Below are 26630 nucleotides of genomic sequence, written 5' to 3' on the forward strand. Positions count from 1 at the left end.
TGTTCGCGGGACCGTGACACTGGCGAGGGCCAGGATCACGGTCCCCGCACCCCAACCGTCATCCTGACGAAAGTCAGGACCCAGAGCCATAAACCGCACCGCCCGCGACCCTGGATCCTGGGTCGAGCCCAGGATGACGGAGAATATGGCGGCCACCACACCGCCCCCCTCGTCATCCTGACGAAAGTCAGGATCCAGAGCCGCGAGCGACACGGCGTCCGGCTCTGGATCCTGGATCAAGTCCAGGATGACGGCTGCTACTTTGCCGGCCCCATCAGCTTCTGCGCGAAATAGGTCATCTGCAGCGCCTGCATCCGCGCGCCCTGTTCGATGTCCGCATCCCCCGAATGCCCGCCCGCGGTATCCTCGTAGAACAGATAGGGCAGCCCATATTCCTTCAACCGAGCGGCGAACTTGCGCGCATGCTGCGGGCCGACGCGGTCGTCCTTGGTCGTCGTCCAGATATACGGCTCGGGATAGGCCACCCCGCGCTTGATGTTCTGATAGGGCGAGATCGTCTCGAGAAACGCCTTTTCCTCCGGCACCGCGACCGACCCATATTCGTCGACCCACGACGCGCCCGCGGCGATCTGCTCGTACCGGATCATGTCGAGCAGCGGCACCTGGATCGTCACCGCCTTCCACAGATCGGGGTGCTGGTTGAACTCGACCCCCATCAGCAGCCCGCCATTCGACCCGCCATAGATGCCGAGCGTCTTCGTGCTCGTCAGCTTGCGCGCGATCAGGTCCTTCCCGACCGCCGCGAAATCGTCATAGATGATCTGCCGCTTCGTCTTGCGCCCCGCGTCATGCCATTTCGGCCCGAACTCGCCGCCGCCGCGGATGTTGGCGAGCACGAAGCTGCCGCCGCGCTCGAGCCACAGCTTGCCCATCACCCCCGAATAATAGGGCGTCATCGACGATTCGAACCCGCCATAGGCGGTCATGATCGTCGGCGTCGTCCCGTCGAGCGGCACGCCCTTGCGGTGGACCACGAAATACGGAATCTTCGTGCCATCGGTCGAAACCGCTTCGAACTGCTCGACGATGTCGTTTGAGGCGTCGAATTTCGCCGGCAGCGCCTTGACCTGCTTCGGAACCCCCGTCGGGCCCGCATCCAGCGTCCACAACGTCGTCGGCTGAAGGAAGCCCGTGACCTGTACGAACGTCGCATTGCTGCGATCGGTCGTGCTCGCGACGTCGATCGAGGCGTTGTCGGGCAACGCGACCGCGCGCGACGTCCATCCCGTCTTGCCGCGCGTGAACACCATCGCCCGGCCGCGCACATTGTCATACACGCTCGCCACGACGTGATCGCGCGTCACCGACACGCCATCGACCGACTGGCGCGCGTTGGGCGCGAAGATCAGCGTCGGCGTGAACCGGCCCTTGCGCACCTCGTCGAGCGGTGCCGACGCGATCGCACCCGCCGGGATCTGCCCCCACGCCTCGCTGGTCGAGAAGATCACATGCCCGTCGACCATCCCCGACGGAAACACCCGCGCCGGAACGTCGAGCTTCACCAGTCCGGTGGGCGTCACCACGTGCTTCTCGCCGCCGAAGAACGTCGGCCGCCGCTGGATCATCGTCACGCGATTGCCCTGCCCGTCGGTCATCACGCCGGCATAGGTGCCGAGCTGATCCGACGTCTCGCCGCGGAAGATCTCGCGCGCCGCGCTCAGCGGCTGGCCGCGCTTGACCTCCTTCACGACGAACGGATAGCCCGATGCGGTCATCGATCCCGCGCCCCAGTCGCGCGCGACCAGCAGCGTGTCCTTGTCGACCCATGACGCGCCTTGCTTCGAGGTCGGCAGCGTGAAGCCGCCGGGGACGAACTGCCCGGTCTGGAGGTCGAATTCGCGGTACGTCACCGCGTCCTCGCCGCCTTCGGACAGCGACACCAGGCACAATCGCTCGTCGGGCTGGAGGCAGGTCGCACCCTTCCAGACCCATTTCTTGCCCTCCGCCTTGCTCAGCGCGTCGAGATCGAGCGCGGTGGTCCAGACGGGGGTCGCCTGCGCGTAGCCCGCCTCGCTCGTCCAGCGCCAGATCCCCTGCGGATGCTCGGCATCGCGCCAGAAATTGTAGATCCGGCCGAACCGCTGGTCGGGCATCGGGATCCGGTCCTTCGCCGCCGCGATCGCCAGCGCCTCGGCATAGAAGCTCTTGTAGCGCGGGTCGTTCTGCAGCCGCGGCAGCGTCACGGCATTTTCCGCCTCGACCCAGGCAAGCGGCTTCGCACCGTCCTTGTCCTCGAGCCAGATATAGGGGTCGGCAGCGGCGTCGGCCTGCGGGGCCTTGGAAGCGTTGGGCGTGGTCATCGATGCGACTTGGGCGAGCGCATCGCCTCCTGCAACCCCGACGGATCCCGCCAGGATCGTCGCCGCTAGTGCCGTGGCCACAACCCGCATCGTCTTATCTCCCGCTAAAAGCTTGGCCCCGAAGCGCCTGGTCCCGAAGGGCTTGGCCCCGAAAGCCTTGAGCGAGGTACATGCCGCGGTCTATCGCGCTCTGCAATGCAGCCCGACCAGATCTCGGCCGTCGATGGCCTTCCCAAACCCCGCCGATTCCTCGCGGTCGCGGCAATCTCCGCGGGCACCGCGCTGACGATCATCGATGGCGGTGTCGCCAATGTCGCACTGCCGACGATCGCGCGCGATCTGAACGTCGGCAGCAGCGCCGTCGTGACCGTGGTCACCGTCTATCAGCTGATCCTGGCGATGGCGCTGCTCCCCTTCTCGGGTCTGGGCGACCGGATCGGGCTCAAGCGGATGTACCAATATGGCCAGCTCGTCTTCACCGTCGCGACGATCCTGTGCTTCTTTGCCAAGAGCCTGCCGTTCCTGCTCGTCGTCCGCGCGGTCCAGGCGCTCGGCGCCGCCGCGGCGCTCAGCGTCTCGTCCGCGCTGATCCGGTCGATCTATCCGGCAAGGCAGCTTGGCCGCGGGCTCGGGATCAATTCGGTCGTGGTGTCGAGCTCGGCCGCGCTTGCCCCGACGATCGGCGGGCTCGTCCTCGCGATCGCGCCCTGGCCGTGGGTCTTTGCCAGCGCGGTGCCGTTCGCGATCATCAGCCTCGTCCTCGGCCGGTCGCTGCCCGAGCCGCGCAAGCGCGACGAGCCGTTCGACGTGGTCGGCGCGATCATGTGCGCGGCGATGTTCGGCCTCGTTATCGGCGGTGCGGAAAGCGGCGTCCACGGCGACAGCCCGGTCGTCTCGGCGGCGATCGTCCTGACCGGCATCGCGATCGGCTGGGTGTTCGTCCGTCGCGAGCGTGCGGAGACCAAGCCGATCCTGCCGATCGACCTGCTCGCGCGGCCCGTGCTCGCGCTGTCCGCCGTCGGGGCCTATACCGCGTTCATCGCATCGATGACGCTGTTGCTGTCGACGCCGTTCCGCCTGACGCACGGCTATGGCTTTTCCGCAGCGGAGGTCGGCGCCGCGATCGCCCCTTGGCCGCTGACCAACATGATCGTCGCGCCGCTCGCCGGCTGGCTGTCCGATCGCTATCCCGCGGGGATCCTCGGCGGGATCGGCATGGCGATATCGATCGCCGCGCTGCTGCTGATCGCGTTCATGCCCGCCGACCCGAGCTATTTCGACGTCGCGTGGCGGATGGCGCTGTGCGGGTCGGGGTTCGGGATGTTCCTGCCGCCCAACGCGCGGCTGATCATCGGGTCCGCACCACGCGACCGCGCCGCGGCGGCAGGCGGGCTGGTTTCGACTGTGCGGCTGGTCGGGCAGACGACGGGCGCGACGCTCGTCGCCGCGCTGCTCGCGCTCGGGATCGGTGCGGGCGCGACGCCGCCGCTCGTCGCCGCCGGGTTCGCGCTCGTCGCAGGGCTGTGCAGCCTGTCCCGCCTGCGCCCCTCGATCCGTAATCCCCCGACCGACGAGACGCGCGACGTCCAGCCCGCGTCGCAGGCGCGCTGACCCGCGGCTCAGAACACCGCGACCGGGCGCGGCTCGTTCATCATCCGCTGCCGGACGAGCGGGATCGGCGGCCCGCCATAGCTCAGCAGCTGGTCGTGGAACGCCTTCCACGCGCGTCGCCCCCCGCGCGGTGCGGTCCAGTCGGCGCGCAGCCGTCGGATCAGCAGCTTGCCCATCGTGTAGTTCAGATAGGCCGGATCATATGTCCCGCGCAGCGCCTGTTGCCGCGCATTGCCCTCGTCCTGGTGGCATTGGTCGACAAACAGCCGGAACGCCTGCGCCTGCGTCATGCCGCGCGTGTGCAGGCCGATCGCCGCGAGAAACCGGCAGTCGCGCAGCAAGGCGTTCGACAACTGGCCGACATGCGTTTCCGGATTGCCCGCGTTGAGGCCCGCCTCCCACATCATCTCCTCGGCATAATGCGCCCAGCCCTCGGCAAATGCATAGCCGACGAACACCCGCCCGATCAGCGACGGCGACCGGTTGGAGTGGAGGAACTGAACGAAATGCCCCGGCATCGCCTCATGGATCGAGGTGAACATCAGGTCGTCGCGGCCGGGCACGAACGCCGCCTGGACCGCAGGCGTCCAGCGCGGATCGGGCGGCGAGATGTAATAGACTGAAGGCACGCCGCGGTCGAACGGCCCCGGCGGATCGATATAGGCGAGATTCTGCCGGCTATAGGGCGGGCTTTCCTCGACCAGCGCCCGCTCGGGCCCGGGGATCGTCAGCAGGTCACGATACTGGATGAACGACTGCAACAGCGGGATCTGCCGCCGCGCTTCCGCCACGGGTCCGTCGACCGGCTTGTCCGCCGCCATTTTCGCCATGCACGCAGCGATCGATTGGCCGCGCGCGAACGTGCGGCAGGCGACCTCCAGCGCCAGCTGATTGCGCGCGAGGTCCGCGCGCCCGGCGGTCTCAAGCTGGTCGAGCGGCGTATCCACCCCCTCGGTCGCCGCGATCATCCGCGCGAAGCGGCGGTCGCCCAGCGCGAACGCCTCGGTCGCGGTCGATCGCTGCGCCTCCATCCACCGCCCGAGGTCGCGCATCGCCTCCGACGCCGTCATCGCCGCATCCGCCAGCTCGCGCTGCAACCGCTCGTCGTCGACCTCCGCGAACGCCTTGACCGAATCGTCCATGTAATAGGCGGCAAAGCCGTTGAACGCGGTCGCGCCGTAATCGACGAAGCTGCGCGGCATCGGCGTCCGGAGATTCGCCCTGATGTTCGCCGCCGCGACCGGGATCCGTCGCAGCAGGCGAGTCAGCGCCTTCATCCGGATTACCGGACTGGCATAGGCGCGCATGACATACACGTTCGGATCGAGCCCGCCGGTCACGTACCAGGCCGGATTGCGATGCGGCTGATCCGCATCCTCGAGCCAGAACAGCTTGCCGCGTGCGACCATCACCAGATAGTCGCGCTCGAACCGTTCGTCGGAATTCAGTGCAGCGTCGCCAAAGTCCCGCGCACGCGCGATTGCCGCATGAAGGAACGCCGCCTGCCGTGCGAGCCCTGCCGCGCTCCAGTCGGAAAGCCCGCCATCGAAATCGTGGCGCCCCTGGAACACCGCATAGGCCGGGTCGATCCGGAACCAGTCCTCGACGAAGCGGTCGCGGAACGCGGCCCAGTCCCGGTTGTGCCGCACCTGCGGTCGCGCGCGCGTCTCGCCCCCCGCCTGCCCCCCAGCCAGCGCCCCCGCCCGACCCCTCGCCGCACGCGAAGCCCGCTCCGAAGCGGTCCTGTCGAAATCACACGAACCCAGCGACAGCGTGACCCAGATGGTCGCGACCGTAGCCAGACGCGTGGTCCGCATGCCTCTCCCCCTTCACGCCCAACCGGTCGGCCGATGCTGCCAGTCGAAACGCGTCGGCGCTAGAGCGGGAACGGGGGATGACTCCACCCGTTACGTCCAAATACGCCCGATCTATCTTGGAGAGTATCATGCCCTTTATAAAAACACGTGATGGCACGGATATTTACGTCAAGGATTGGGGCAGCGGGCGCCCCGTCGTCCTTTTGCATGGCTGGCCGCTCAACGCCGACAGCTGGGATGCGCAGGCGATGGCGCTCGCCAATGCCGGGTTCCGCGCGATCGCGTATGACCGCCGCGGGTTCGGTCGCTCGGGCCAGCCCTGGTCGGGCTATGACTATGACACGCTGACCGACGATCTTGCCGACGTGCTCGAGGCCACGGGTGCGCAGGACGATGCGACGATCGTCGGCTTCTCGATGGGCGGCGGCGAGGTCGCGCGCTACATGAGCCGCTATGACGGCAAGGGCGTGGTCGCCGCCGGGCTGATCGCCTCGGTCGTCCCGTACATGCTCAAGACCGATGACAATCCCGACGGCGTCCCCGCCGAGACGCTCGCCAGCATCGGTGCCGGTATCGAGGAGGACCGTCCGGCCTTCTTCAAGACGTTCCTGCAGCAGTTCCTCGGCGTCGGGTTCATCACCTCGCCGGTCAGCGACGAGGTCGTCGACTGGGTCTGGGGTCTGGCGATGCAGGCCGGGCTCAAGCCCACGCTCGCCTGTGCCGAATCGTTCGGCCACACCGATTTCCGCCAGGATCTCGCGGCGTTCCGCATACCCACGCTGATCGTCCACGGCACCAGCGACAAGACCGTGCCGATCGATGCCACCGGCCGCGCCGCCGCCAAGGGCATCGCAGGCTCGCAGCTCGTCGAATATGACGGCGCCCCCCACGGCCTCACCCTGACGGAAAGCGAGCGTTTCACCAACGACCTGCTGACGTTCCTCGGCCGGTAATTCCGTCGTCGATCACTAAACCCCCGTCATCCTGACGAAAGTCAGGATCCAGAGCCCCAAGCGATACCGCCAGTGGCTCTGGATCCTGGATCAAGTCCAGGATGACGGATGGTAAGTTCCTGCGGGACGATCAAGGCGCCAACAGGGCCCCCGTCTGTCATCCTGACGAAAGTCAGGACCCAGAGCCCCGAGCGATACCGCAACCGCCCCCGGCCGCCAGATCAAATCCAGACCGGCACGATCGTCAGTTCCCCAGCGGAACGATCACCTCATCCGGATGCGCCACGTTGAGCTCCTTGCGCACCATCTCGTCGACCATGTCCGGATTGGCATGATCGGGATCGAGCAGCGCGACGCGGTTCTTCAGGATCTCGCGCTTCCGGTCGAGTGCGGCATAGTCGCGCTCGCGCTTGGCGAGCTGCCGCTTATAGTCGCCATAGGCGAACATGCCGTTCGGCCCGAGCACGGCGTACGCGCCGAAGAACGCCATCAGCGTCAGCCCCAGCGCGGGCCATGCGGCCTTGCGCATCGTCCGCCGCAGCTTGCTCGTCTTGGTCACGCGCGCCATGTCGGTTCTCCTGCGCCTAGCCTATCAACGCCCGATCAGGATGTCGCGACCCGCATAGCGCGCCGCGTCGCCCAGCTCTTCCTCGATCCGGATCAGCTGGTTGTACTTGGCGAGCCGGTCCGACCGCGCGAGGCTGCCCGTCTTGATCTGCCCGCAATTGGTCGCGACCGCGAGGTCGGCAATCGTCGCATCCTCGGTCTCGCCCGAGCGATGCGACATCACCGCGGTATACTTGGCGCGCTGTGCCATCGACACGGCTTCCAGCGTCTCGGTCAGCGTGCCGATCTGGTTGACCTTCACCAGGAGCGAGTTGGCATAGCCGCCGTCGATCCCGCGCTTGAGGCGCTTCGGGTTGGTCACGAACAGGTCGTCGCCGACCAGCTGGACCTTGTCGCCAATCAGGTCGGTGAGCGTCTTCCAGCCCTCCCAATCGTCCTCGCCCATGCCGTCCTCGATCGAGAAGATCGGATAGCGGCGCGTCAGGTCGGCGAGATACTCGGCCATCTCGGCGCTCTCGAGGATCCGGCCCTCGCCCGAAATGTCGTACTTGCCGTTCTTGTAGAATTCGGTCGCGGCGCAATCGAGCGCGAGCATCACGTCCTCGCCGGGCTTGTAGCCAGCCTTCTCGATGCTCGACATGATGAAGTCGAGCGCCTCGGTCGTGCTGCCGATGTTCGGCGCGAAACCGCCCTCGTCGCCGACGCTGGTCGACAGGCCCTTCTCGCTCAGGCCCTTCTTGAGCGTGTGGAAGATCTCCGAGCCGCAGCGCACCGCCTCGAGGATGTTCGACGCGCCGACCGGCACGATCATGAATTCCTGGAAATCGATCGGGTTGTCGGCATGCTCGCCGCCATTAATGATGTTCATCATCGGCACCGGCAACAGATGCGCCTGCACGCCGCCGACATAGCGGTACAGCGGCAGGCCGCGCGCTTCCGCCGCCGCCTTGGCGACCGCGAGGCTGACGCCGAGGATCGCGTTCGCGCCCAGCCGGCCCTTGTTCTCGGTGCCGTCGAGTTCGATCATCGCGCGGTCGAGATCCGACTGGTCCTCCGCGTCCATGCCGAGCACGGTGTCGGTGATCTCGTCGTTGACCGCGTCGACCGCACCGTCGACGCCCTTGCCGCCCCAGCGCGTCTTGTCGCCGTCGCGACGCTCGACCGCCTCGTGCGCGCCGGTCGATGCGCCCGACGGCACCGCCGCGCGACCGAAGCTGCCGTCCTCAAGCAGCACGTCGACTTCGACGGTCGGATTGCCACGGCTGTCGAGGATCTGGCGTGCATGAAGGTCGATGATTGCGGTCATGTAACGATGCTCCTACAAATTCCCAGGCTGATCCGATCACCCGGGGTCGTTCGCGTTGCCTCTATCGCCTCGCGACTTATCGGGCAATCGGGCCGGCAAGGCGGAACCGTGCCATCGCGCCGGTGTTGAGACCGTAACAATTCGAAAGGGACCGTCATGGCCGATACCGACGCACAGCCAATGGGCAATGCCGACTTCAACGCCGCCAGCACTGCCACCGCCACAACGCCGGTAAAGGGCGCCACGCAGACCGCCACGACGTCGGATGGCACGGCTCTCGCAAATACCGTCACCGACGCAAAGCAGGCGCTCAAGGACAATGCCGGCAAATATGGCCAGCAGGCCGCGGACAAGGCGCGCAGCTTCGCCGAGGACGGCAAGACGCGTGCGGGCGAAGCGCTCGACCAGATCGCGCAGCTTCTGACCGACGCGGCGGGCCAGGTCGACGACAAGCTCGGCGCACAATATGGCGGCTATGCGCGCACCGCAGCCGACAGCGTGTCGGGCTTTGCCGATCAGGTGAAGGCCAAGGACATCGACGCGCTGATCGAAGACGCGACCGCGCTGGTTCGCAAGTCGCCGGCAATCGCGATCGGCGCGGCCGCGGCGGTTGGGTTCGTCGTCGCGCGCCTCGTCCAGTCCGGCGTCGATGCCGATCCGAAGGTCTGACCTTGGACAACTCCGTCACGTCCCCGTTCGACAACGATGAGAGCCTGACCGAAGTCGTCGGGCGTCTCGCCGCGGAGACCCGTGCACTCGCGGGCGCGGAAGTCGCTGTCTACAAGGCGAAATTCGGCGAAACGGCGTCGGCCTACAAGTCGGCGGCGATGTTCTTCGCGGTCGCCGGCGTGCTGGGGCTGGCCGCGTTGATCGCACTGCTGGTCGGTGCGATCTTGACGCTGGCGACGCTGGTGGGGCCAGGTTGGGCGACCGTCACCGTCGTCGGGGTTGTGTTGGTGCTTGCCGGCATCCTCGCGATGATCGGCAAGTCCAAGCTTCAGACCAAGAGCGAGCCCGTATCATGACATCCGCCAAAGTCGCCGCCGCAGAGATCGAAGCCGCCCTCGCCCGCCAGCGCGTCATGATGACGATCGGCCAGCTTCAGGACCGGCTCAATCCGCGCCGTCTCGCGCTCAACGCCAGCCGCGATATGGCGGACGTGAGCAGCGCCGCGCTCACCGCGGGTGTCGATACGGTACGGCGCAATCCGGGGTCGGCGGCGGGTGCCGCGGCCGTCGCCGGGCTTTTCTTCGCCCGTCACCGTATCGTCGGCCTTTTCCGCCGCGGTCGCTGACCGGTTTCGACCGAAACCCTATTCACCGGCGTGCGTTCGATACCGTGACGCCGGAAACCAGAAGGACCGTCCCATGACCGACGCCCATACCAAGATCCACGATGCCGAAAACCGTCTGCGCGAGGGCTATGACAGCGTTCGCCAAACCGCATCGCGCGTCATCCACGACGCGGGCGACAAGGCCGCCGAGGCGCTCGACGCTTCGCGCGAGACTGCCAAGCGCACCGTCCACAGCCTCGAATCGAACCCGCTCGGGATTCTCGTCGGCGGCCTCGCCGTCGGCGCGCTCGCGGGTGCGCTGATCCCGCGGTCAGCGCGTGAGAAGCAGTTGCTCGCGCCACTCGGCAAGCGCTTGGGTGCGACCGCCGTCGCCGCCGTCGCTGCTGCCAAGGCAGCGGGCCAGTCGGAGCTCGGCGAGCTCGGGCTGACCAAGGACAATGCCCGCGGCCAGGCCAAGGGTCTGGTCGAAGGCGTCGTCAAGGCGTTGACCACCGCGAGCACCGCAGGTGCGAAGGCCGTAACGCAAAAGCCGGCCAGCTAAGGGTTCAAAGCGCGGGTCGAACACGCTAGGGCAACTGCGACATCCCTCCCAAGGACAGCAGCGCATGAGCAAGCTTCACCTCGTATTCGGCGGCCGCGTCAGCGACCCGCGCACCCTCGACTTTAATGATCTGAGCAAGATCGAATTCGTCGGCGTCTATCCCGACTATGCCAGCGCCGAGAAGGCGTGGCGTGCCGCAGCGCAGCGTACGGTCGACGACGCCGAGATGAAATTCGTCGTCGTCCACCTCCACCGCATGCTCGAGCCAAACCTCAACAGCACGCCCACTGCCGCTTAAACGACTACCGCAAGCCCCGCCCGTCATCCTGACGAAAGTCAGGACCCAGTGCCAAACACGGCCAACGCGGCATCTGTAGGTTGTCTGCCACCGCATGACGGGAGGGCGGGCGCGGGACGCCGTGTCCGCGCCCGCCGGGTAATCGATCAGGCCGCCCGGTAACGCCACAGCAACAGCGGCCGCGCAAGTACTAGCCCCGCCAGAAATCCGCCGATATGCGCGCCGATCGCAATCGGCCCATTCGCACCGACCGACGCGCCAAACCCGGCCAGTCCCATCAACAGTTGGATCCCGATCCATGCCGCGGCAAGCCACGCGACATGCACGACGCCAGCAGGCACCGGACCAATCGCTTTCGCGCGCCGCTCGCCGTACAACAGCGCATAGGCGCCGACGACCGCCGAGATCGCGCCACTGGCGCCGATCATGGGAGCAACGGACTGCGGATCGAAGGCCCAGTGCCCCGCCGCTGCGACATACGCGCCCACAACGTACAGCAGCACCGTCTGCGGCGTCCCGATCGCGCGTTCGACGAACTGCCCGCAATAGACGAGCATCACCAAGTTGAGCAGGACATGAGCCCATCCGCCATGGATCAGCGTCGCGGTCAGCGGCGTCGCCCAGGCGGGAACCGCGAACATGTGATCGACCGGCACGCCGGCCTCGCCCATCCGCAGCGGAATGAAGCCCGCGTTGACCGCCCAGTAGGGCAGCATCCCCGCAACCAGCAGAAATCCCGAGACGATGACCGTCACGATCGCGATGATCGCCGTCGCCCGCGTCTCGAAAAACGGCATGGCGATCAGATGAACTCGATCTTCGACACCACGTAATAGCGATCGCCCGCGGGCACCGTGACCTCGACTTCCTCGTCGAGCTTGCGACCGATCAGGCCACGCCCGAGCGGCGAATTGTACGAGATGCGGCCCGTCTTGGCGTTCGCCTCGGTCTGACCGACGATCTGATACGTCACCGGCTTGTCGTTCTCGTCGAGCAATGTGACCGTCGCGCCGAACACGACCTTGTCACCCGACAGGTCCTTGGGATCGATGATCTGCGCGCGGGACAGCTTGTCCTCGATGTCCGAGATCGATGCCTCGACCTGGCCCTGGCGTTCCTTCGCGGCATGATATTCCGCGTTTTCCGACAGGTCGCCATGCGCGCGCGCCTCTTCGATCGCGTCGACGATCGTCGGACGTTCGGCTTTCAGGCGCTTAAGATCCGCACTCAGCGTCTCATAGCCTTCCTGCAGCATCGGCATCTTTTCGACGGTCGCCATCATCTCGTCCCCAAATTCATTACCCGACGCGGGGCGCGATGGCCCCGCCCACACATCACGCTCATGTCGGGATCAGTTGTGCGACTGCGAATAATAGGATTGCAAGGGCCGTACTTCAAGGCTGTGCGTCGAAAGCTTGGCGATCGCCTTGGCCGCCTCGAGCGATGCGGGCGCGGTCGTGAAGTAGGGGATGCGCTGCCCGAGCGCGGACGCACGGATCGGTTGCGAGTCCTTCAGGCTCTGCCACCCCTCGGTCGTATTGAAGATCAGCGCGATGTTGCCGTCCTTGATCCGGTCGACGATGTGCGGCCGCCCCTGCGCGACCTTGTTGACCTTTTCGACCGGGAGCCCCGCGCGCGCGAGGTAATCCGCGGTGCCGCCCGTCGCGACGATCGCAAAGCCCGTGTCGATCAGCGCCTTGACCGCCTCGACGATCATCGCCTTGTCGCCGTCCTTCACGCTGACGAACACGTTGCCGCTCGTCGGCAGGATGGTCCCCGCCCCGAGCTGCGCCTTGGCGAAGGCCGTCGTGAAATCGGGATCAATTCCCATGACTTCGCCGGTGGACTTCATTTCCGGTGACAACACCGGATCGACGCCCGGGAACTTGTTGAACGGGAACACCGCCTCCTTGACAGCATAATAGGGAATATGGCGGTCGATCGGCGGCAGGTCCTTGAGCTTCTCGCCCGCCATCACGCGCGACGCGATCTTGGCGATGGGCACGCCGATCGCCTTGGCGACGAACGGCACGGTGCGCGACGCACGCGGATTGACCTCGATGAGGTAGACCAGCCCGTCCTTCACCGCGAACTGGATGTTCATCAGCCCGACGACCGACAGCGCATGCGCCAGCGCCACCGTCTGCCGTTCGATCTCGGCGATAATCTCCGCGGACAGCGAGTAAGGCGGGATCGAGCAGGCGCTGTCGCCCGAATGGACGCCCGCCTCCTCGATGTGCTGCAGCACACCCGCGACGACGACATCGGTCCCGTCGCAGATCGCGTCGACATCGACCTCGATCGCATCGCGCAGATACTGGTCGATCAGCACCGGCGAGTCGCCCGACACCTGCACCGCGGTGGTGATGTAATCGTCGAGCTGCCCGAGCGTATCGACGATCTCCATCGCCCGCCCCCCTAGCACATAGCTCGGCCGCATCAGCACCGGATAGCCGATCCGCTCGGCGGCAGCGACCGCCTCGTCGCGGCTGCGCGCGAGCCCGTTGGCGGGCTGGAGCAGACCGAGCTTGGTGATCAGCGCCGCGAACCGCTCGCGGTCCTCCGCCAGATCGATCGCGTCGGGCGTCGTCCCCAGGATCGGGATCCCGGCGGCTTCGAGCGCGCGCGCGAGGTTCAGCGGAGTCTGCCCGCCGAACTGCACGATCACGCCGACCAGTTCGCCTTTCGACGCCTCGACATGCAGGATCTCGAGCACGTCCTCGGCGGTCAGCGGCTCGAAATACAACCGGTCCGACGTGTCGTAATCGGTCGACACGGTCTCCGGGTTGCAGTTGACCATGATCGTCTCATAGCCCGCATCGGCGAGCGCGAAGCATGCATGGCAGCAGCAATAATCGAACTCGATCCCCTGCCCGATCCGGTTCGGCCCGCCGCCAAGGATGACGATCTTCTTCCGGTCGGTCGGCGCGGACTCGTTCTCGGGCTCGCCGAAGCTCGGCGCCTCATAGGTCGAGTACATATACGGCGTCTTGGCGTCGAATTCGGCCGCGCAGGTGTCGATCCGCTTGAACACCGGCCGCACGCCGAGCTTCAGGCGATGCTGGCGCACCTCCTCCTCGGTCACGCCGCCGGTCATCGCCTTGACGACCTCGTGGATCAGCCCCGATCCGCGCGCGATCCCGCGGTTCATGCCCCGCAGATTGGCGGATTGCAGCGCGAGCCAGGCGAGCCTTTTGTCGCTGAACCCCATGCTCTTGAGACGCCGCATCCCCGTCGCGTCGATCGGCAGCCCGTCCTTCATCACCTCGGCCTCGGCCGCGATGATCTCGGCGATCCGCTCGAGGAACCACGGATCGTACTTCGCGATCGCGTGTACCTCGGCGACGGTGAAGCCCTCGCGCAACGCCTGCGCGGCGACCAGCAGCCGGTCGGGGGTCGCGACGGCCAGCGCCGCTTCGATCTCGGCGCGCGGCGCACCGACGAGGTGGTCGACCTGGTTGAAGCCCGACAGCCCGGTCTCGAGCCCGCGCAACGCCTTCTGCATCGATTCATGGATGTTGCGGCCGATCGCCATCACCTCGCCGACCGACTTCATCGCGGTGCCGAGCGTGCTCGACGCACCCTTGAACTTCTCGAACGCGAAGCGCGGGATCTTGGTGACGACATAATCGATCGTCGGCTCGAAGCTCGCGGGCGTCGCGCCGGTAATGTCGTTCTCGATCTCGTCGAGCGTGTAGCCGACCGCGAGCTTGGCCGCGACCTTGGCGATCGGGAAGCCCGTCGCCTTCGACGCCAGCGCCGACGAACGCGACACGCGCGGGTTCATCTCGATGACGACCAGCCGGCCGTCCTTCGGATTGACCGCGAACTGGACGTTCGAACCGCCTGTTTCGACACCGATTTCCCGCAGCACCGCGATCGATGCGTTGCGCATGATCTGGTATTCCTTGTCGGTCAGCGTCAGCGCCGGCGCGACCGTGATCGAGTCGCCGGTATGGACGCCCATCGGATCGACATTCTCGATCGAGCAGATGATGATCGCGTTGTCCTTGCGGTCGCGCACCACCTCCATCTCGTACTCTTTCCAGCCGAGCAGCGATTCCTCGATCAGCACCTCGGTGGTCGGCGACAGGTCGAGCCCGTTGCGGACGATCGCGATGAACTCCTCGCGATTATACGCGATGCCGCCGCCAGAGCCCCCCATCGTGAAGCTCGGCCGGATGATCGAGGGAAGCCCCGTCTTTTCAAGCCCTTCCAGCGCTTCGTCGACAGTATGTGCGATCGCCGAGCGCGCGCTTTCCAGGCCGATCCGGTCCATCGCGTCGCGGAACTTCAGCCGGTCCTCCGCCATGTCGATCGCATCGGCATCCGCGCCGATCATCGTCACGCCGAACTTCTCGAGCGTACCGTCATGGAACAGCGCGAGCGCGGTGTTCAGCGCGGTCTGGCCGCCCATCGTCGGCAGGATCGCGTCAGGACGCTCCTTCTCGATGATCTTGGCGACGATCGCGGGCGTGATCGGCTCGACATAGGTCGCGTCGGCCAGCTCGGGATCGGTCATGATCGTCGCGGGGTTCGAATTGACGAGGACGATCCGGTAACCCTCCTCCTTCAACGCCTTGATCGCCTGCGTGCCCGAATAATCGAACTCGCACGCCTGGCCGATGACGATGGGTCCTGCGCCGATGACGAGGATCGAGGTGATGTCGGTGCGTTTTGGCATTACATAAGACCCATGATGGCTGCGATCAGCCTTTTTGCCATCTCGCCGATTGCGCCAGACGCAAATTTTTCTGCGAGATATCTCAAAGCAGGCAAAACTAGAGAAGAAAGTTTTGATAAGCGGAAAGCAGGTTGACTTATCAAAGTCTCTGCTGTTCTCAATTCACCATTTATAACGTCCTTTTCATCACCCAAAGCGATGGAGACTTCATTATTGCTGTCAAGCTCCTCCACCAGTCCATGGAAGTCAGACTCCATTACTTCTATTTCAGCCCGATTGTCCGACCGCGTTACAATACGATCAGACGCCGGAATAAGATCATCGCTAGGGTTTACGCCGGTGGCGTCAGATTCGTCATCAACTGATGCGAGCGGGTCATTATGCAGGTCCACCCAAAAATCAGTACTTCCAAACACCTTTTTGAACCACTCTACTCCACCGGAGAGGCCGTTAGAAACGAGCGCTTGATGTCCATTTTCTGATACGTAGCTCAACGCATCATCGGTCTTTGCGCCAAATAGACGAAGCATTTCGCCGGCATATTTGTCATTTATCACTGAAATTAGCCGCCAAGCTTCTAGCTGTCGGATAACCTTTTCAGTCGCAAGGGCATCGATTTTCCACTTGTAGCGATCCTCCACAAGCTGCCCGAAATCTTCGCGATTTGTCGGCATACCTTGCGTTGTAGAAGCTGCTCGCAACGCGAACATAGCTGCCACGGTGAGGTAAGTTGTAGCGCTACTCAACTTTCGCCTCCAACAACTTAATAAACCGCTCGAACAGATACAGGCTATCCTGCGGCCCCGGGCTCGCTTCCGGATGATACTGCACCGAAAACGCCGGCTTGTCTGTCAGCTCGAGCCCCGCATTCGACCCGTCGAACAGCGACACATGCGTCTCGCGGACGTTCGCCGGCAGGCTGTCGCGCTCGACCGAGAAGCCGTGGTTCATGCTGGTGATCTCGACCGCGCCGTCGGACAGGCGCTTGACCGGATGGTTGGCGCCGCGGTGGCCCTGGAACATCTTGGTCGTGGTCGCGCCGACCGCGAGGCCGAGAAGCTGATGGCCGAGGCAAATGCCGAACAGCGGCTTGCCCGTCTCGAGCAGCTGGCGGATCACCGGCACGGCGTATTCGGCCGTAGCAGCGGGATCGCCGGGGCCGTTCGACAGGAAGATGCCGTCGGGGGCGAGCGCCATCACCTCGTCATAGGTCGCAGTGGCGGGCACGACGGACACCTTCGCGCCCGCCGCGACGAGGTTGCGGAAGATGTTGCGCTTCGAGCCGTAATCGATCGCGACGACATGCGGGCGGGCCGCGCTCGCGACGGGGGCATCGCCTTCGCTCGACCCGGACGATTGGGGCGACGCATCCCCTTCCCCGTTCGTGCTGAGCGCAGTCGAAGCACCGCTCTCCCCATAGCCGAACCCAAGCCGCCACGTGCCGCCCGGCGCCTGATCGCCCCAGCCATAATGCATCTCGGTCGACACGCCCTTGGCGAGGTCCATGCCCTCGAGCCCCGGCCAGCCCCGCGCCATCGCCAGCAATGCGGCCACGTCGAATTCGCCGCTCGCCGAATGCGCGATCACGCCGTTGGGCGCGCCGCCGACGCGGATCCGCCGCGTCAGCGCGCGCGTGTCGATCCCCGACAGGCCGATCCGCGCATGCCGCTTCATCCAGCCGTCGAGGCCCTCGACGGCGCGGAAGCTGGACGGCTGCGTCACGTCCTCGCGGACGATGATGCCCAGCGCGTGCGGGTCGTCCGCCTCGATATCGTCGGGGTTCGCGCCGACGTTGCCAATGTGCGGAAAGGTGAAGCAGATCATCTGCCCGGCGAAGGACGGATCGGTCAGCACCTCCTGGTATCCGGTCATCGCGGTGTGGAAGCACACCTCGCCGACCGCCTCGCCCTCGGCGCCGAACCCGCGCCCCCAGATCACGTCGCCATTGGCAAGCACGAGTACGCCGGTCGCGCCGGCGGGCTTTGCCGAAGACATGGGTGTAGGCTGGGCGTCGGCCATCAGGCTGGGCACTCTCTTTACGTTGACGATGTCGCTAAGTGGTGTCCGCTAAGGCCGGCGTGCCGCAGCGTCAATCTGTTAAACCTTGGCTCGACGCGCTATCGCGTCCGGCTATCCCGAACCGCCCGAAAGACCCGTATATGATTCGCGACGACATCAAGGCCGCGCAGCTCACCGCGATGAAGGCCGGCGACAAGGAGAGCCGCAACGCCATCTCGTTGATCCAGGCCGCAATCAAGAACCGCGACATCGAGGCGCGGACCGGCAAGGCGCCCGAGAGCGACGACGCGCTGGTGATCGAAGTGCTCCAGAAGATGGTCAAGCAGCGCCGCGAGTCGATCGAAATGTTTTCGAACGGCGGCCGCCAGGAACTCGCCGACGCCGAGGCCGCGGAGGTCGCGGTGATCGAACGATTCCTGCCAGCCCAGATGGACGAGGCGGAAACGACGGCCGCGATCCTGACGATCAAGGATGAACTCGGCGCGACCGGCATGAAGGACATGGGCCGCGTCATGGCCGAACTGAAGGCGCGCCACGCGAGCGAACTCGACATGAGCAAGGCAAGCGGCCTGGTGAAGGCGGCGCTGTCTTAAGAAGATTTTGTGCGCGCGGAGGCGCGGAGACGCGGAGACGCGGAGGTGTTGCGCTCGCCGGGAGCGGGCGAGCACCACTGTCGCCGCGCAGCGGCAGGGTAGATCGACATTTGCGCTGACGCGCAGCAGAAGCCCCGGACGCACCCCCTCCGCGCCTCCGCGCCTCCGCGCGAACAAACCCTGCTTCTTCTCCTCTTCGGATTGCAGGTATCACCCCAATAGTGATACCGAGCTATACTCGCGCGCATGGCCCTGACCCCGCAATTTCTGGACGAGCTGCGCGGCCGCACGTCGCTGTCGGCGCTGATCGGCAAGACCACCAAGCTCACCAAGGCCGGGCGTGAGCACAAGGGCTGCTGCCCGTTCCATAACGAGAAGACGCCCAGCTTCTACGTCAACGACGACAAGGGCTTCTACCACTGCTTCGGCTGTTCCGCGCATGGCGACGCGATCAAGTGGATGACCGACCAGCGCGGCCTGCCGTTCATGGACGCGGTCAAGGAGCTCGCCCAGGCCGCCGGGCTCGACATGCCCGCGATGGACCGCCAGTCCGCCGCCAAGGCCGAACGCGCCAAGGGCCTGCACGAGGTGATGTCCGACGCCGCCGACTGGTTCGTCGAGCAGTTGAACGGCCTTGCGGGCAACGACGCCCGTGCGCTGCTCGACCGCCGCGGTATCACCCCCGAGACCGCGCGCGCATTCGGCATGGGGTTCGCCCCCGACAGCCGCGGCAAGCTGAAAGCCGCGCTGAAAACATACGGCGACCCGATGCTCGTCGAATCCGGCATGCTGATCAACGTCGAGGGCAAGGACCCGTATGACCGGTTCCGCGGCCGGCTGATGATCCCGATCCGCGACCCGCGCGGCCGGACGATCGCGTTCGGCGGGCGCGTGCTCGACGGCGGCGAGCCCAAATATCTCAACTCCCCCGACACCCCACTCTTCGACAAGGGCCGCACGCTCTACAATCTCGACCGCGCCGCCCCCGCGTCGCGGAAATCGGGCCGCGTCCTCGTCGTCGAAGGCTATATGGACGTCATCGCGCTCGCCCAGGCCGGGTTTGGCGAAGCGGTCGCCCCGCTCGGCACCGCGCTGACCGAGGCACAGCTCGAACGGCTGTGGCGGATGGTCGACGTCCCCCTCCTCTGCTTCGACGGCGACTCTGCCGGGCAGAAGGCCGCGCTCAGGGCCGCACACCGCGCGCTCCCCCTGCTCGCCCCAGGCCGCAGCCTCGCCTTCGTCACGCTCCCGCAAGGCCAGGATCCCGACGACCTCGTCCGCTCGGGCGGCCCCGCCGCCTTCGAAGCGCTGCTCAAGACCCCCGAACCGCTCGTCGAGCGCCTCTGGGCGTCCGAAGTCGCCGCCGAGGCACTCGACACCCCCGAACAGCGCGCCGGCCTCAAGCGCCGCCTCCACGAGCTCGCGGAAGGCATCGCCGACGCATCGGTGAAACAGGAATACCAGTCCGAGTTCAAGGACCGCTTCTACAAGCACTTCAAACCCGTCCGCGCGCCCTTCGTCCCCCGCGGCGAACGCCCGAAAGGCGGGTGGAAGCCCCCCGCCGCGCCCGTCACCGAGGATGCGAAGGCGTTTCTCGCCACCGGAATCGACCGTGTGCTGGCGAAGGCCGTGCTCGCCGGGCTGATCCGCCATCCCGTTGAGATCGCCCGCCACATGGAGGTGCTGGGCCCGCTGCAACTCATCGACGGCGCGCTCGGCCGGCTGTTCGAGGCGGTCGTCGATGTTGCACTTGAGGACCAGAAGCTTGATAGCGGCCGCTTGCTCACCATATTGGCGAGGTCCGGTTTCAATTCAGTCGCGAGTGACCTGTTGAGAGCCGATACGATGCCCTACTCGTTCACGCAGACCACGGCCGATCCCGCCCGCGTCCGCGCCGACCTAGACGAGGCGATCGCGATCATGGTCGCGCGTCCCGAGGTCGATGCGGCGCTCAAACAGGCGACCGCGGCGATGCAGACGCACTTCACCGAAAGCGCGTTCGAACGACAAGTGGCTATGGTAAGAGAGAAACAGGCGTTGGAAGTCCGACTTGCAAATCTTGTACAGTCGAACGAAGACGCCCGAGCGTTGGGTACCGAGGGCGATTGATGGCTAAGGCGAACATGGCGGAACCCGCCGAGACGAACGACACCGGCGATGCGCCACTGATCGACATGAACGATGCGTCGATCAAGAAGGTCATCGCGCGCGCCAAGAAGCGCGGCTACATCACCTATGATCAGCTCAACGAAGCCTTGCCGCAGGGCGAGATGTCGTCCGACCAGATCGAGGACATCAGCGCCGCGCTGAGCGAGATGGGCATCAACATCGTCGACAACGACGAAGCTGGCGAGGAAGGCGAGGCCGAGCCCGCCAAGGACGACGACGACGAGCCGGAGACCGCCGACGCGGAAGCCGACGCGGGTCCCGCGATCGAGAAGAAGAAGGAGACCGTCGATCGCACCGACGATCCGGTCCGCATGTATCTGCGCGAGATGGGCGCGGTCGAGCTGCTCAGCCGCGAGGGTGAGATCGCCATCGCCAAGCGGATCGAGGCGGGTCGCGACACCATGATCCTCGGCCTGTGCGAATCGCCGATCACCTTCAACGCGATCATCGACTGGTCGACCGCGCTCAACGAGGGCACGATGCAGCTGCGCGAGATCATGGATCTCGACGCGATGCTCTCGAAGGACCCCGCGCCCGAGGCGATGGCCGAAGACGGCGAGGCCGACGACGGCGAGATCAGCGAAAAGAACGCCGGCCCCTCGTTCAAGGAAGAGGCCGAGCCCGAAGAGCCGTCCGCCGACGAGGACGAGGACGGCGAGCGCCGCACCCCGCGCGCGTCGGACGACGAGGAGGAGGACAACACCCTCAGCCTCGCGCAGATGGAAGAGCAGCTCAAGCCGATCGCGCTCGAGCGGTTCGCCAACATCACCGCGCTCTACAAGAAGTTCAGCAAGATCCAGCAATCGCGCGTCGACGCGATGGGCATCGGCGGCGAGTTTTCCGCGGCCGACGAGCGCAAGTATCAGAAGCTGCGCGAGGAACTCACGGCGGAAGTCGAGAGCGTCCAGTTTCACAACGCCAAGATCGAATATCTCGTCGATCAGCTCTATGCCTATAACCGTCGCCTGACCGCTCTCGGCGGCCAGATGCTGCGCCTCGCCGAGCGCCATAAGGTGCCGCGCAAGGACTTCCTCGATCGCTATATCGGTCACGAGATCGACGAGAACTGGCTGGCGACGGTCAACAAGGTCGACAAGAAGTGGACCGCGTTCGTCGCCAACGAGAGCGAGGCGGTCGAGCGCATCCGCGCCGAGATCGCCGACATCACGCAGCAGACCGGCATGGCGCTCACCGAGTTCCGCCGGATCGTCAACATGGTCCAGAAAGGCGAGCGCGAGGCGCGTATCGCCAAGAAGGAAATGGTCGAGGCGAACCTGCGTCTCGTGATCTCGATCGCCAAGAAATACACGAACCGCGGTCTTCAGTTCCTGGATCTCATCCAGGAGGGCAATATCGGCCTGATGAAGGCGGTCGACAAGTTCGAGTATCGCCGCGGCTACAAGTTCAGCACCTATGCGACCTGGTGGATCCGCCAGGCGATCACCCGCTCGATCGCCGATCAGGCCCGCACGATCCGCATCCCGGTCCACATGATCGAGACGATCAACAAGCTGGTCCGCACCAGCCGCCAGTTCCTCCACGAGCAGGGCCGCGAGCCGACCCCGGAGGAGATGGCCGAACGCCTCTCCATGCCGCTCGAGAAGGTCCGCAAGGTGATGAAGATCGCCAAGGAGCCGATCAGTCTCGAAACGCCGATCGGCGACGAGGAGGATAGCCACCTCGGCGACTTCATCGAGGACAAGAACGCGATCATCCCGGTCGATGCCGCGATCCAGGCGAACCTCAAGGAAACCGTCACGCGCGTGCTGGCGAGCCTCACCCCGCGTGAGGAACGCGTTCTGCGGATGCGGTTCGGCATCGGCATGAACACCGATCACACGCTCGAGGAAGTCGGCCAGCAGTTCAGCGTGACCCGTGAGCGCATCCGCCAGATCGAGGCGAAGGCGCTGCGCAAGCTGAAGCATCCGAGCCGGAGCCGGAAAATGCGGAGCTTCCTCGACCAGTAAGGGTTGCGGAATATCTGATCAAACGAACGGGCCGCGGTGGAAACACCGCGGCCTTTTTCGTTATTGTACCGGGGTCAATGCGAGAAAGCATCGGCTCCGATATCCCCCGAACAACGACGAGCCGGCGTTCGCAAGACACCCGCCCTTCCCTGTTCTCCCGCGAAGGCGGGAGCCCAGTCTGGATCCCCGCCTACGCGGGGAAACAAGTTTGATTTGGCCGAAAGGGATAATCCCCGAAAGCAGCCGCACAAACTTGCATGAGGTTACCGCCACCCTCGGCCCGTCGGCGCTTCTCACAGCCTCGGCAGACCTTGCTGTACGGAGCCGATGGCTGATTGTTTGGCGATAGTGATACGTCCTGCGGGTATGGAGAACCACGTGCGTTATCCAAGCCGCACTAGGCGTGTCATAATGGTGGCAGCCATCGAGGGCCGCATGGAGATTAACCGCGCCTGACTTCGTCGTAGGACACCCTCGCATAACCATAGCGGTTTCACGTCGTGAGCGTATTAGGTACTCAAAAGCATTATACCGCCAGTACACCGGACGATTCCCAACCACCAAGATTGGAAGCAGACGTTGGACCCTCCTGGCCGTAGCCCCTATTGGCATGACGAGCAGCAACTTGAGGCGGAGGCCTACGCTTGGTTTAACGACCTGTTTTATGATCCCGAGGCTGAACGCGCGGCTGGCATAACGCGGAGATACCGATGGCTGCCGCAAGATACGATTGCGCCTTATGAAGTTTTGCAGTCTCGGTATGGAAAAACGATGGATCCGTGGCTTATTCGAGACATAAGCGACCGCCTATCCGAAACGTCATCGAACTGGCGTTCGAGACCTGATGAATTTACCGACAAAAATGAGCTCCCCAGCCCCCAAGCAGAAACAACAAGGCCAAATGAGGTTGAGGTCGAGCGGGAGGCCTTTCTAGCAGCTATCGCGGCTTTGGAAGCGGCGGTTACAGCTATAAATGATCCTAAGCCGCGGTTCGGGCATAACATGCCGCCCGAGGGGTTGGACTATGATCCTGTATTGCGACAAGAGTTAGCCGATTTAGTCGTAACCATCAAACGGATGAAGCAACAGGCAAAGTCCCCCGCTCCTGACACGCAGGCTATAATAGAGGGACAAGGCAAGCTATCAAAGTTTGCGCAGACGGCGATGACTTGGGGCGGGGGACGGGGCACCAAGTTCACCGATGCCATGCTAGAAACTAGCGGAAAGGCACTAGGTGCCGCCTTGATTCTAAAGATAACCGGGATACTGCCAGAGGTGTATGCCGTTATCGCCGCCGCCGCGAAGTTCGTTGGAGCAATAACGCATTCACTAACTGGTTAGCCTCCGAGCAGTATCTTTATCAATTTTCCCCCGCCAGGGGGAGGAATTACGTTCGAACCGAGCCAACAATTCCTTCAAAGCCCCGCCTGATCCTCTTCAACAACCGCTACGACGTCCTCAGTCAATTCACCGACGGGGGCTCGCCGACGCCGCCCGCGACGCTGGCGTAGTTCGTCGATGTGACGAGCGCACGCTTGGCCCAAGACGTTCAGGATCATGCGCAGGGATCCAACCTCGACACGGATATCGTGCCGGCACAAGGAATTGCCCGCCCGGTTGCTCGCTGGCGCATCCCCGCATAGTGGTCATGCGGAGACCCAACGACCAGCAGGCCCCGTTTATGTTTCACAAGCTCAATCCCCGGATCCGCATGTTTCTGGAACAGGTGGTCTGGGTCGTCGGAAGCTATCTCGCCGCCACCGGGCTCCTCGCGATCCTCATGCACAAGGTTGCAGGCCCGCCCTGGTGGGTGCTCCCGCTGTTCCTGATCGCATCGGCGTGCGCCGCGGCGTTTCGCGACATGTCGGGCGACAGTGCTACGAGCGCACGGCCTTCCGCGCAGGATAGCGACGTAACCCCCCGTTAAACCTCGACTGTTACGCTCCCCCCATGAAGGCGTCATGGATAGTCGCGGCAGAGCCGCAGCGGAATTGTCTCCGCATGAAGATCTCGGGCTTCTTCACGGTCGACGACGTCGCGGCGTTCGCCGCCACCGTCGCGGCGGAGATCGCGGTGTTGAAGCGCCAGGCGGGGGCGCCGCCACACGTCACGCTGTGCGACACGCGCGGGGTGCAGATCCAGTCGCAGGACGCGGTCGCCGCGTTTACCGCGATGCTCGACAACCCCGCCGCCCGCTCGCGCCGGCTCGCCTATGTCGTCGATGCCGCACTTGCGCGGATGCAGATCCGCCGCCTCACCGAACGCAGCGACGCCGGCTATTTCGACACCGTCGAGGCCGCCGAAACCTGGCTCTTCGCCGTGGATGCGGACCCCGCCCTGCCCGGCGCTCCGCCTCCCGCTACCCCGGCTCCCTAGCCCGCCCCGCAAGACCGGCCGGCACGCGCCGGGGACGCGCAAAAAATGGCTCGCGGCCGTGCCGCCTATGGTGTCGGGGCCGCTATGATACGGCGATGAAAGCGCACTTCTCCATCCGGGTCGACGTCCCGCGCAGCCTTGTCGTCATCACCATGGCCGGGTTCTTCGAGCCCGCGGACATCGCGCGGTTCGTCGCGGCCCGCAACGAGGCGCACCGCCTGCTGACCTGCGGCGCGAACCAGCAGGTCACGCTGATCGACATCCGCGCGATGGATATCCAGGCACAGGACAGCGTCGCTGCGTTCCGCGCTGTCCTCGTCGATCCCGCCAGGGCCTCGCGCCGGCTCGCCTTCGTCGTCCCGCAGTCGCTCGCGCGGATGCAGATCCAGCGCGCCGCCGACAGCCGCGCGGCGCACTATTTCGGCTCGCTCGAGGACGCCGAGCACTGGCTGATGGCCCCCGACCCTGATCCCGCGCCCGTGCCAGCCTCCACGGCGACACCGGCCGCTCCCGCCGCTCCCGCCGCCCCTGCGGCCTCCGCCGCCACGTCGAGAGCGGACGCCGCACTTCCCGCCTGACGGCGCTGCGCAGGGGCGCGTTGGAAGGACCATCGCTGTCTACATCGCGCCGGTCCCGTTGCCGCGCCGCATTATCCGGGGCAAGCAGCACCAAACCGGCGCCGGCGCCTCAACCTCCTCGACTCGGCCGTCTCGATGGGGCCGACCCGCACGGACGGCGCGCACGAAAAAGGGCGCGGGGACCAACGCCCCCGCGCCCTTTTCCCTGTCAAACCCGGCGTACCGGGCCGCGCGATTACTCGGCGGCTGCGGTGCCCTTGGCCGGACGGTTGTCGCGGCGCTCGGCGATACGCGCCGACTTGCCGGTACGACCACGCAGGTAATACAGCTTGGCGCGACGCACCGCGCCCTTGCGGACGACTTCGATCGAATCGATGTTGGGCGAGTACAGCGGGAAGACGCGCTCGACGCCCTCGCCGAAGCTGATCTTGCGCACGGTGAAGTTGCTGCCCATGCCCTTGTTCGAGCGCGCGATGCACACGCCCTCATAGTTCTGAATACGCGTGCGCTCGCCTTCGACGACCTTCACGCCGACCTTCAGCGTATCGCCGGGACGGAAATCGGGGATCGTCTTGTTGGCCAGGAACTTCGCGATGTTCTCGGCTTCGATCGTCTGCAACAGGTTCATAGTCAGTCCTCGTGTCGCCGCGCGCCAGAGGGCGACTGGACCCGAGCGCCCTCATGGCGCTCCCAAAGGTCCGGTCGCCGTGACCGTGTATCGATCTCCGCGCGGCGTTTGCGCCATGCGTCGATCTTCGCATGATCCCCCGATCGCAGCACCTGCGGGATCGTGCGCCCTTCCCATATCTGAGGTCGGGTATAATGCGGATATTCGAGAAGCCCCGTTTCGAAGCTCTCGTCATCCCCACTAGAAGCCGCGCCCATTACGCCGGGGAGCAGCCGAATGCAAGCATCGAGCAGCACCAGCGCGCCCATCTCGCCGCCTGACAGGATATAGTCGCCGATCGACACCTCCTCGATGGCGCGCGCCTCGAACAGCCGCTCGTCGAACCCCTCGAACCGGCCGCACAGGATCGTGACGCCGGGCCCTTGTGCGAGTTCGCGCACCCGCTCCTGAGTCAGCGGCCTGCCGCGCGGCGTCATCGCCAGCACCGGCCGCCCATCGGCCACGCTGTCGATCGCCGCGGCGACGACGTCTGCGCGGAGCACCATCCCCGCACCGCCACCCGCGGGCGTATCATCGACCGAGCGATGCTTGTCGGTCGCGAAGTCGCGCAGCTGGACGGGCTCGCATGACCACCGCCCCTCCCCCAGCGCCCGCCCGGCAAGCGAGGTGCCGAGCGGCCCGGGGAACATCTCGGGGTACAGCGTCACGATCGTCGCCGCCCAGGGCAGCTCACCCGCCGCCAGCCGCGCCAGCCGCGCCTCCTCCTGTGCCGCGGCGAGGACCTGGGGGACGACGTCGGCGGGAAATTTACACCCCTGCGCCTTCAGCCATTTCAGGCGCGCGAGGAAAGCGTCAGCGCTGTCCTCGACATACTCCGCCTCCACCCCGCACCGCGCGACCACAGGCTC

General features: G+C 65.4%; 25 protein-coding genes. 14 read left to right on the forward strand and 11 right to left on the reverse strand.

What is annotated here, in order from left to right:
- Positions 1-257: 257 nt before the first annotated feature.
- The gene (locus ASE72_RS01030; RefSeq protein ID WP_056018619.1) at positions 258-2321 is read right to left on the reverse strand and encodes a prolyl oligopeptidase family serine peptidase; all 2064 of its coding nucleotides are present in this window, start codon (positions 2319-2321) and stop codon (positions 258-260) included.
- Positions 2322-2516: 195 nt separating this feature from the next.
- On the opposite strand from ASE72_RS01030, the gene ASE72_RS01035 reads away from it, so the two are divergent.
- Entirely contained in the window at positions 2517-3932 is a 1416-nt protein-coding gene (locus ASE72_RS01035) for an MFS transporter (protein WP_056015597.1), read from the forward strand.
- An 8-nt stretch (positions 3933-3940) separates the two neighbouring features.
- On the opposite strand, the gene ASE72_RS01040 is transcribed toward ASE72_RS01035, so the two are convergent.
- On the reverse strand, positions 3941-5749 hold the full coding sequence (locus ASE72_RS01040) for a DUF885 domain-containing protein (RefSeq protein WP_082445714.1): 1809 nt from the start codon (positions 5747-5749) through the stop codon (positions 3941-3943).
- Between the two features lie 128 nt (positions 5750-5877).
- Between ASE72_RS01040 and ASE72_RS01045 the strand changes: the two genes are divergently transcribed.
- Entirely contained in the window at positions 5878-6702 is an 825-nt protein-coding gene (locus tag ASE72_RS01045) for an alpha/beta fold hydrolase (protein ID WP_056015599.1), read from the forward strand.
- Between the two features lie 244 nt (positions 6703-6946).
- On the opposite strand, the gene ASE72_RS01050 is transcribed toward ASE72_RS01045, so the two are convergent.
- Positions 6947-7270, reverse strand: coding sequence for an FtsB family cell division protein (locus ASE72_RS01050; protein ID WP_056015601.1), 324 nt, complete (start codon positions 7268-7270; stop codon positions 6947-6949).
- Between the two features lie 24 nt (positions 7271-7294).
- Positions 7295-8575 carry a phosphopyruvate hydratase gene (gene eno / locus ASE72_RS01055; protein ID WP_056015603.1) on the reverse strand — a complete coding sequence of 427 codons (1281 nt, stop codon included), beginning with the start codon at positions 8573-8575 and terminating at the stop codon, positions 7295-7297.
- Positions 8576-8731: 156 nt separating this feature from the next.
- Between eno and ASE72_RS01060 the strand changes: the two genes are divergently transcribed.
- The 5 genes from ASE72_RS01060 to ASE72_RS01080 all read left to right on the forward strand — a co-directional run bounded on the left by ASE72_RS01060 (position 8732) and on the right by ASE72_RS01080 (position 10708).
- Entirely contained in the window at positions 8732-9244 is a 513-nt protein-coding gene (locus tag ASE72_RS01060) for a hypothetical protein (protein ID WP_056015605.1), read from the forward strand.
- A gap of 2 nt (positions 9245-9246) precedes the next feature.
- Positions 9247-9600, forward strand: a complete 354-nt coding sequence (locus ASE72_RS01065) for a phage holin family protein (RefSeq protein ID WP_200916136.1) — start codon at positions 9247-9249, stop codon at positions 9598-9600.
- Positions 9597-9869, forward strand: a complete 273-nt coding sequence (locus tag ASE72_RS01070) for a hypothetical protein (RefSeq protein WP_056015609.1) — start codon at positions 9597-9599, stop codon at positions 9867-9869. Before ASE72_RS01065 ends, ASE72_RS01070 begins: the two co-directional genes overlap by 4 nt.
- Positions 9870-9942: 73 nt before the next feature.
- Positions 9943-10410 (forward strand): hypothetical protein, encoded by a 468-nt coding sequence (locus ASE72_RS01075; RefSeq protein WP_056015611.1) that lies wholly within the window; start codon positions 9943-9945, stop codon positions 10408-10410.
- Between the two features lie 64 nt (positions 10411-10474).
- Positions 10475-10708 carry a DUF4170 domain-containing protein gene (locus tag ASE72_RS01080; protein WP_056015613.1) on the forward strand — a complete coding sequence of 78 codons (234 nt, stop codon included), beginning with the start codon at positions 10475-10477 and terminating at the stop codon, positions 10706-10708.
- A gap of 146 nt (positions 10709-10854) precedes the next feature.
- On the opposite strand, the gene ASE72_RS01085 is transcribed toward ASE72_RS01080, so the two are convergent.
- The 5 genes from ASE72_RS01085 to carA form a co-directional block, all read right to left on the reverse strand.
- A complete protein-coding gene (locus tag ASE72_RS01085) occupies positions 10855-11505 on the reverse strand; it encodes a rhomboid family intramembrane serine protease (protein WP_056015615.1) in 651 nt (216 codons plus the stop codon).
- Between the two features lie 5 nt (positions 11506-11510).
- Complete coding sequence (gene greA / locus ASE72_RS01090) at positions 11511-11987, reverse strand: transcription elongation factor GreA (RefSeq protein WP_056018624.1); 477 nt, start codon at positions 11985-11987, stop codon at positions 11511-11513.
- A 72-nt stretch (positions 11988-12059) separates the two neighbouring features.
- Positions 12060-15392, reverse strand: coding sequence for a carbamoyl-phosphate synthase large subunit (gene carB / locus ASE72_RS01095; protein WP_056015616.1), 3333 nt, complete (start codon positions 15390-15392; stop codon positions 12060-12062).
- On the reverse strand, positions 15392-16138 hold the full coding sequence (locus ASE72_RS20045) for a hypothetical protein (protein ID WP_156350034.1): 747 nt from the start codon (positions 16136-16138) through the stop codon (positions 15392-15394). Before ASE72_RS20045 ends, carB begins: the two co-directional genes overlap by 1 nt.
- On the reverse strand, positions 16131-17411 hold the full coding sequence (gene carA / locus ASE72_RS01105) for a glutamine-hydrolyzing carbamoyl-phosphate synthase small subunit (RefSeq protein WP_056015619.1): 1281 nt from the start codon (positions 17409-17411) through the stop codon (positions 16131-16133). Before carA ends, ASE72_RS20045 begins: the two co-directional genes overlap by 8 nt.
- 140 nt (positions 17412-17551) lie before the next feature.
- Between carA and ASE72_RS01110 the strand changes: the two genes are divergently transcribed.
- The 7 genes from ASE72_RS01110 to ASE72_RS20590 all read left to right on the forward strand — a co-directional run bounded on the left by ASE72_RS01110 (position 17552) and on the right by ASE72_RS20590 (position 25094).
- On the forward strand, positions 17552-18004 hold the full coding sequence (locus ASE72_RS01110) for a GatB/YqeY domain-containing protein (RefSeq protein WP_056015621.1): 453 nt from the start codon (positions 17552-17554) through the stop codon (positions 18002-18004).
- A 246-nt stretch (positions 18005-18250) separates the two neighbouring features.
- Positions 18251-20113 (forward strand): DNA primase, encoded by a 1863-nt coding sequence (dnaG, locus tag ASE72_RS01115; protein WP_056015623.1) that lies wholly within the window; start codon positions 18251-18253, stop codon positions 20111-20113.
- Positions 20113-22140: an RNA polymerase sigma factor RpoD gene (rpoD, locus tag ASE72_RS01120; RefSeq protein WP_056015625.1), complete on the forward strand. Its 2028-nt coding sequence runs from the start codon at positions 20113-20115 to the stop codon at positions 22138-22140. Before dnaG ends, rpoD begins: the two co-directional genes overlap by 1 nt.
- 771 nt (positions 22141-22911) lie before the next feature.
- Entirely contained in the window at positions 22912-23481 is a 570-nt protein-coding gene (locus tag ASE72_RS20050) for a hypothetical protein (protein WP_156350036.1), read from the forward strand.
- 340 nt (positions 23482-23821) lie between these two features.
- Positions 23822-24067 (forward strand): hypothetical protein, encoded by a 246-nt coding sequence (locus tag ASE72_RS01130; protein WP_156350038.1) that lies wholly within the window; start codon positions 23822-23824, stop codon positions 24065-24067.
- A gap of 74 nt (positions 24068-24141) precedes the next feature.
- Positions 24142-24516: a hypothetical protein gene (locus ASE72_RS01135; RefSeq protein WP_056015630.1), complete on the forward strand. Its 375-nt coding sequence runs from the start codon at positions 24142-24144 to the stop codon at positions 24514-24516.
- Positions 24517-24611: 95 nt separating this feature from the next.
- Positions 24612-25094 carry a hypothetical protein gene (locus ASE72_RS20590; protein WP_056015632.1) on the forward strand — a complete coding sequence of 161 codons (483 nt, stop codon included), beginning with the start codon at positions 24612-24614 and terminating at the stop codon, positions 25092-25094.
- Positions 25095-25329: 235 nt separating this feature from the next.
- Here ASE72_RS20590 and rplS read toward each other — a convergent pair whose 3' ends face one another.
- Both rplS and trmD read right to left on the reverse strand, forming a co-directional pair.
- Positions 25330-25722 carry a 50S ribosomal protein L19 gene (rplS, locus tag ASE72_RS01145; protein ID WP_056015633.1) on the reverse strand — a complete coding sequence of 131 codons (393 nt, stop codon included), beginning with the start codon at positions 25720-25722 and terminating at the stop codon, positions 25330-25332.
- 2 nt (positions 25723-25724) lie between these two features.
- Entirely contained in the window at positions 25725-26450 is a 726-nt protein-coding gene (gene trmD / locus ASE72_RS01150) for a tRNA (guanosine(37)-N1)-methyltransferase TrmD (RefSeq protein WP_056018626.1), read from the reverse strand.
- Between the last annotated feature and the right edge of the window lie 180 nt (positions 26451-26630).

The organism is Sphingomonas sp. Leaf20 (assembly GCF_001421535.1).
Classification (GTDB): domain Bacteria; phylum Pseudomonadota; class Alphaproteobacteria; order Sphingomonadales; family Sphingomonadaceae; genus Sphingomonas.

Excerpts from the sequence above, each read along its gene's own strand:
- ASE72_RS01030 (WP_056018619.1), bottom strand. The coding sequence starts at position 2,321 with ATGACCACGCCCAACGCTTCCAAGGCCCCGCAGGCCGACGCCGCTGCC.
- ASE72_RS01035 (WP_056015597.1), top strand. The coding sequence starts at position 2,517 with ATGCAGCCCGACCAGATCTCGGCCGTCGATGGCCTTCCCAAACCCCGC.
- ASE72_RS01040 (WP_082445714.1), bottom strand. The coding sequence starts at position 5,749 with ATGCGGACCACGCGTCTGGCTACGGTCGCGACCATCTGGGTCACGCTG.
- ASE72_RS01045 (WP_056015599.1), top strand. The coding sequence starts at position 5,878 with ATGCCCTTTATAAAAACACGTGATGGCACGGATATTTACGTCAAGGAT.
- ASE72_RS01050 (WP_056015601.1), bottom strand. The coding sequence starts at position 7,270 with ATGGCGCGCGTGACCAAGACGAGCAAGCTGCGGCGGACGATGCGCAAG.
- eno (WP_056015603.1), bottom strand. The coding sequence starts at position 8,575 with ATGACCGCAATCATCGACCTTCATGCACGCCAGATCCTCGACAGCCGT.
- ASE72_RS01060 (WP_056015605.1), top strand. The coding sequence starts at position 8,732 with ATGGCCGATACCGACGCACAGCCAATGGGCAATGCCGACTTCAACGCC.
- ASE72_RS01070 (WP_056015609.1), top strand. The coding sequence starts at position 9,597 with ATGACATCCGCCAAAGTCGCCGCCGCAGAGATCGAAGCCGCCCTCGCC.
- ASE72_RS01075 (WP_056015611.1), top strand. The coding sequence starts at position 9,943 with ATGACCGACGCCCATACCAAGATCCACGATGCCGAAAACCGTCTGCGC.
- ASE72_RS01080 (WP_056015613.1), top strand. The coding sequence starts at position 10,475 with ATGAGCAAGCTTCACCTCGTATTCGGCGGCCGCGTCAGCGACCCGCGC.
- ASE72_RS01085 (WP_056015615.1), bottom strand. The coding sequence starts at position 11,505 with ATGCCGTTTTTCGAGACGCGGGCGACGGCGATCATCGCGATCGTGACG.
- greA (WP_056018624.1), bottom strand. The coding sequence starts at position 11,987 with ATGGCGACCGTCGAAAAGATGCCGATGCTGCAGGAAGGCTATGAGACG.
- carB (WP_056015616.1), bottom strand. The coding sequence starts at position 15,392 with ATGCCAAAACGCACCGACATCACCTCGATCCTCGTCATCGGCGCAGGA.
- carA (WP_056015619.1), bottom strand. The coding sequence starts at position 17,411 with ATGGCCGACGCCCAGCCTACACCCATGTCTTCGGCAAAGCCCGCCGGC.
- ASE72_RS01110 (WP_056015621.1), top strand. The coding sequence starts at position 17,552 with ATGATTCGCGACGACATCAAGGCCGCGCAGCTCACCGCGATGAAGGCC.
- dnaG (WP_056015623.1), top strand. The coding sequence starts at position 18,251 with ATGGCCCTGACCCCGCAATTTCTGGACGAGCTGCGCGGCCGCACGTCG.
- rpoD (WP_056015625.1), top strand. The coding sequence starts at position 20,113 with ATGGCTAAGGCGAACATGGCGGAACCCGCCGAGACGAACGACACCGGC.
- ASE72_RS20050 (WP_156350036.1), top strand. The coding sequence starts at position 22,912 with ATGGATCCGTGGCTTATTCGAGACATAAGCGACCGCCTATCCGAAACG.
- ASE72_RS01130 (WP_156350038.1), top strand. The coding sequence starts at position 23,822 with ATGTTTCACAAGCTCAATCCCCGGATCCGCATGTTTCTGGAACAGGTG.
- ASE72_RS01135 (WP_056015630.1), top strand. The coding sequence starts at position 24,142 with ATGAAGATCTCGGGCTTCTTCACGGTCGACGACGTCGCGGCGTTCGCC.
- ASE72_RS20590 (WP_056015632.1), top strand. The coding sequence starts at position 24,612 with ATGAAAGCGCACTTCTCCATCCGGGTCGACGTCCCGCGCAGCCTTGTC.
- rplS (WP_056015633.1), bottom strand. The coding sequence starts at position 25,722 with ATGAACCTGTTGCAGACGATCGAAGCCGAGAACATCGCGAAGTTCCTG.